We start from the raw sequence: 3,021 nt of genomic DNA on the forward strand, positions 1-3,021 counted from the left end.
GTGAGCAGCAGCAGACGACGGAGCCCAGCCAGGTAGGCCTTCTGCGTCATCAGCATGCGGCGAACATCCGGGAACTCGATGATCGCTGAGTCGCGGCCCGTGACGCCGATTGCCTTGCCCTGGATGCGATCCTTCGCGTACTGCACCGACTGCTGGTAGGCGCGGTCGGCCACGGCGAGACCCTGCATACCCACCGAGAGGCGGGCGCTGTTCATCATGACGAACATGATGCGCATTCCCTTGTTCTCTTCGCCGATGAGGTACCCGGTGGCGTTCTCGTACGCCAGAACGCAGGTGGGGGAGCCGTGGATGCCCATCTTGTGTTCGAGAGAGACGGTCTCGACGCCATTGCGCTCACCGAGCGACTCGTCGTCGTTGACCATGACCTTGGGCACAATGAAGCACGAAATGCCCCTGGTTCCCTCGGGCGCACCCGGGGTGCGGGCGAGCACGAGGTGCACAATCTGGTCGGCGACGTCGTGGTCACCCCAGGTGATGAAGATCTTCTGACCAGTGATGGCGTATGTGCCGTCACCGTTGGGCACGGCACGGGTGGTGAGTGCCCCCACATCGGAGCCAGCCTGCGGCTCCGTTAGGTTCATGGTGCCCGTCCACTCGCCGCTGATCATCTTGGGCAGGTAGCGCTGCTTCTGCTCGGGGCTGCCGTAGTGCATGAGTGCGTCGATCGCGCCGTGCGTAAGCAGCGGGCACAGAGAGAACGCCATGTTGGAGGCGAGCATGAACTCCTGGATGCCGAGGCCCACTGTGCGGGGGAATCCGCCGCCGCCGAACTCCTCCGAGAGGGCAACGCCGCTCCACCCGGAGTCGACGAACTGCTTGTAGGCCTCCTTGAACCCCGTCGGGGTCTTGACGGTGCCGTCGGGCTGGCGTTGGGCTCCTTCGAGGTCTCCAACGCGGTTGGTCGGGGCGATAACCCCGGCCATGAACTCCCCACACTCGGCAAGGACCTCGACGACAGTGTCGAAGTCGGCGTGCTCGAAGCCGGGGAGCTGGGCGACATCTCGGTATCCCACGACGTGCTCGAGGGCAAAAGCGAGATCAGACAGAGGTGGTGTGTAGTTGGTCACGTCGCGACGCTACCGCTGCCCCATACCGGTGGCACGGATGTTGTGGCCGACCGCCAAACCGGATGCGGGTGGCCACCGCTTTGTTGTGTCTCATCTCGGCGAAGCGGATGGGGCGGCGTCCGGTCGACGCGTGCGCAGCCAGTCGACGAACTCGTCGTCGGGCAGCGGGGAGGGCACCAGGTGCGGATCGGGAGTGGGCCCGAGCCCTTTGAGCAGGAGTTCGAGGTGGCGGCGAGCGAGGTCGCGGCCGCGGCCGGGCTGCAGCCGGGCTACGTCACTCACCGAGTGGGTGAGCACCGGCACATCCGTTGCGGTGAAGTCCTCGCGCAGCGAACCTTCGGCCTTGGCTTTCTCCACCAGGTCGGTGAGCAGGGGCTCGACTCGCTCTCGGAGGTGCCTGCCAGTGGTGTCCGCGCGTTCGTAGATCATCTCCGAGACCGCCCGGTTCTGGGATTGTGCGTCGACGAAGAACCGCATCACCTCGCAGAGGCCCTCCCAGGCCGTCGGACGGGAACTTCGCTCCGTGACGATCTCAATGATTGTGCCGATCCTGTGCTCGAAGATCGAGTTAATGAGTTCGGCCTTCGACCCGAAATGGCGGTAGATGGTGCCGACTCCGACTCCCACAGCCAGGGCGATGTCGTCCACCGACGCGTCGAGCCCTCGGTTGGCGAACACCTCTTCTGCGGCCTCGAGGATTCGCAGTCTGTTGCGCACGGCATCGCTGCGCAGCGGCTTGGTTCGCTCCTCTTTGGGCGTGGACATGTCGGTCATTCTACGAACCGTTCTCTCGCTCATCGCGTGTGACGGCGTCTCGCGTCAGCCGATGACGCTGCGGGCGTTCGCCTCAACCTCTATGCGGAGCCCCTCGGGGACAAGGAGCGACAGCATGGGAGGCCGCCAGTACGCCGAGAGGGCGACCGTCGCGCCGCGACCGTCGACGGGCTCGGCTCTCTCAACCGCAAGATTCTCAAAGGTGTGCGGCACAGCCGCCAGGTAGTCGTTGACGGCGGTCGCTACATCCGCCTGCGTGAGTGTTACCCGAGGTCCGGTTGCCGAGGACGCGATCTGGGTGAGGTCGAAGGCTTCAGCTCCGACGAGCGCCGCCCCGTCGGCGAGGGAAAGCAGGCGTTTCCGTTCCAGATAGAGGGAGCTGGCCGCCGTGATGAGCAGGACCAGCGTGAGACTCAGCATCGAATAGAAAATCGTGAGCAGCAGGGTCGACCCTGTTTCGCTGCGCAGGGTGAGCAGCGTGCTCGGCTGCATCGTCACGGCACCTGAGCGAAGCGCGACACCTGCTGCGTGGCGCTCGCCTCCATCGGCACCGCGAGCGGCGCTGCGACGCTCAGCGCTTGCGGCACGAAAGGCATCGGCACCGTCACACTCACAAGAACGGTGACGGTACCCGACCTCGTGAGGCACCGCGACGGATCGGGGGAACAGACAACCGTGACCGTGGATCCTGCGGATTCGAGTCCGTGGTCCGCGAGGGCAAACTGGACCGCCTGCTGCGCACGAGATTCGGCTGACGCCTGATCCCCCGCCTCGACGAACACCCTGGCTGCCTGGCGGGCGGCTCCTTCCACAGCGAACGAGCCGGCCTGGAGCGCCCCGAGCGCGAGCACGAGATAGACGAGAGGGACGAGCAGCAACACTCCTGCGGAGATGAACTCAAGGGAGGCTGACCCCGCCTGCTCGCGGGAGAGGGTGTCAATCCAGCGTTTCCAGCGCCGCATGGCCCCTCACCTCCAGAACGGTATCCGGCCCGATGAGACCGACCAGCGGCAACGGCGCGCTCACCGTGACGACTGCGGCGGGATGACCCAGGTAGGTAGTTGAGGCAACGGTCACGTTTCTTGCATATGCCGGGCCGACGGCGGCGGTGATGAGCGACTCGGTGCGCTCAACCCCCTCCGCAAATGAGTTGTCTGCG

At 65.3% G+C, this 3,021-nt stretch carries 4 protein-coding genes and 1 pseudogene; all 5 read right to left on the reverse strand.

Annotated features, from left to right (window positions below; translation table 11 throughout):
• Positions 1–1,088, reverse strand: a 1,088-nt coding sequence (locus AC062T_RS11135) for an acyl-CoA dehydrogenase family protein (RefSeq protein ID WP_476030042.1), incomplete at its 3' end; no start/stop codon positions are given.
• A gap of 90 nt (positions 1,089–1,178) precedes the next feature.
• Positions 1,179–1,853, reverse strand: a complete 675-nt coding sequence (locus tag AC062T_RS11140; RefSeq protein WP_476030044.1) for a TetR/AcrR family transcriptional regulator — start codon at positions 1,851–1,853, stop codon at positions 1,179–1,181.
• Between the two features lie 54 nt (positions 1,854–1,907).
• Positions 1,908–2,354 carry a pilus assembly protein TadG-related protein gene (locus AC062T_RS11145; protein WP_476030048.1) on the reverse strand — a complete coding sequence of 149 codons (447 nt, stop codon included), beginning with the start codon at positions 2,352–2,354 and terminating at the stop codon, positions 1,908–1,910.
• A 2-nt stretch (positions 2,355–2,356) separates the two neighbouring features.
• Positions 2,357–2,824, reverse strand: coding sequence for a hypothetical protein (locus tag AC062T_RS11150; RefSeq protein WP_476030046.1), 468 nt, complete (start codon positions 2,822–2,824; stop codon positions 2,357–2,359).
• Positions 2,799–3,021, reverse strand: a pseudogene (locus tag AC062T_RS11155) (hypothetical protein); the annotation flags it as partial. The gene AC062T_RS11150 and the pseudogene AC062T_RS11155, both read right to left, overlap by 26 nt.

The sequence above is a fragment of the Homoserinimonas sp. genome, from assembly GCF_056262345.1.

Bases quoted from the DNA above. Each gene is read 5' to 3' on its own strand.
- AC062T_RS11145 (WP_476030048.1), bottom strand. From the start codon at position 2,354: ATGCAGCCGAGCACGCTGCTCACCCTGCGCAGCGAAACAGGGTCGACC.
- AC062T_RS11140 (WP_476030044.1), bottom strand. From the start codon at position 1,853: ATGTCCACGCCCAAAGAGGAGCGAACCAAGCCGCTGCGCAGCGATGCC.
- AC062T_RS11150 (WP_476030046.1), bottom strand. From the start codon at position 2,824: ATGCGGCGCTGGAAACGCTGGATTGACACCCTCTCCCGCGAGCAGGCG.